General features: G+C 70.7%; 1 protein-coding gene and 2 pseudogenes. 2 read left to right on the top strand and 1 reads right to left on the bottom strand.

The genetic code is table 11. The features are described from left to right. A pseudogene (locus AC1DU6_RS30680) lies at positions 1-190 on the bottom strand (2-alkenal reductase); the annotation flags it as partial. A gap of 21 nt (positions 191-211) precedes the next feature. Between AC1DU6_RS30680 and AC1DU6_RS30675 the strand changes: the two are divergent. Together AC1DU6_RS30675 and AC1DU6_RS30670 are read left to right on the top strand one after the other, a co-directional pair. Further along, the gene (locus AC1DU6_RS30675) at positions 212-958 is read left to right on the top strand and encodes a Nif3-like dinuclear metal center hexameric protein (RefSeq protein ID WP_457324412.1); all 747 of its coding nucleotides are present in this window, start codon (positions 212-214) and stop codon (positions 956-958) included. A 126-nt stretch (positions 959-1,084) separates the two neighbouring features. After that, positions 1,085-1,558 (top strand): annotated as a pseudogene (locus tag AC1DU6_RS30670) (hypothetical protein); the annotation flags it as partial.

Genomic DNA, 1,558 nt, shown 5'->3' with positions numbered 1-1,558 from the left:
GCGAGAAACCGGCGCGCACGACGGAGGCGGCAGGCGAGGAGGGCAAGGCGATCTGGCGTGCGGTCTGGGCGACGGTGGCATGGGGTAGCCGTGCCTCGTGCAGCCATTGCGGCTTCAGCGTAGAGACGACGAAGAGGGCGGCCAGGGCGACGGTGACCGCCTGCGCGAAAATCAGCCAGAGCCGTTTCAACACCTACATCCCCATCAAGCCATGACCGATCGCGCCGCGCTGGAACTCCGCCTGAACCAGCTGCTGGAGCCCGCGCGCTTCAAGGATTATGGGCCGAACGGTCTGCAGGTCGAGGGGCGCGCCGAGGTGGGTCATCTCGTCTGCGGCGTCACAGCCAGCCTGGCCCTGATCGACGCGGCCATTGCCGCCGGGGCGGGTGCCATCCTGGTCCATCACGGCCTGTTCTGGCGTGGCCAGGATGGGCGCATCACGGGCTGGATGAAGCAGCGCCTGGCGCGGTTGATCCAGCATGACATCAACCTCTTTGCCTATCACCTGCCGCTGGACGCTCACCCGACATTGGGCAACAACGCGCAGCTTGGTGCGCAATTCGGCTGGGCTGCGGACAGCCGCTTCGGCGAGCAGGATCTCGGTTTCAGCGCGGCCATCGAGCCCACCGACCTTGCCGCGCTGACGGTGAGGCTTCGCGATGCGCTGGGCCGCAACGTGACCGCCGTGCCGGGCGACGGCCGCCCGCTGCGCCGCGTCGCCTGGTGCACCGGCGGCGCCCAGAGCTATTTCGAGCCAGCCATCGCGGCGGGCGCCGATGTCTTCATCACCGGCGAGATCTCCGAGCCCCAAGCCCACTATGCCCGCGAGACCGGCGTTGCCTTCATCGCGGCCGGCCACCATGCCACCGAGCGCTATGGCGTGCAGGGCGTCGGTGCCCAGGTCGCGCAGGATCTGGGCCTCACCTGGCAGTTCATCGACGTGGACAACCCGGCCTGACCTAACCCTGGCGTAACCCGGCGCGGGGCCGCGGCTCCTAGCATCCGGCATGCCTTCCTGCTGCTATTGCGTTGCCCTCTCGCCCACTCGTGTCCTTGGGATGCTTGGCCTTCATCTGGCCGGCGCGTGAAGGCCGCGGAGGCCGTCACGCGGCCAGGCCGCTGGCGCCTGGCTTCGTCCCGGCGTCGGCAGATGGCGGTCTGGGCCGTGCTGTTGGGGCATGCGGCGTTGCTGCTGCTCATCTGGCAGGCGCGGCGGTGGCCAGCGGCAGGCGAAGAAGCGCGGCGTTCAGTGGTGCTGCGCCTGCTGCCCCCGCCGCCGCAGTTGCACCAGCGTGCGGCGCGCGTGCAGGCGCGGCAGCCCACCGCCCCATCACCGGGCATCAGCCCAAGACCCACGCCAACCCTGCCGGGCGCACCGGACGGCGAGGGCGCGCCCGTGGTCGCGGCGACGGGTGCGGCCCTGTCGCCCGGTGCGGCGGCGTCTGCACCCGGCGCGCTGAACCTGAGGCCCAGCCCCGAAATCCTGCGCGGCGCCCTGGCCAACCCGGCCACAACCGACCCGCGCAGCAATTCACCCAGGCCTACCTTCGAGGAGCGC

It is taken from the genome of Roseateles sp. P5_B10 (genome assembly GCF_056400485.1).
The sequence above is the reverse complement of the archived record's forward strand: the minus strand, read 5'-3'. Positions and strand labels throughout refer to the sequence as shown.

Excerpts from the sequence above, each read along its gene's own strand:
- AC1DU6_RS30675 (WP_457324412.1), top strand. The coding sequence starts at position 212 with ATGACCGATCGCGCCGCGCTGGAACTCCGCCTGAACCAGCTGCTGGAG.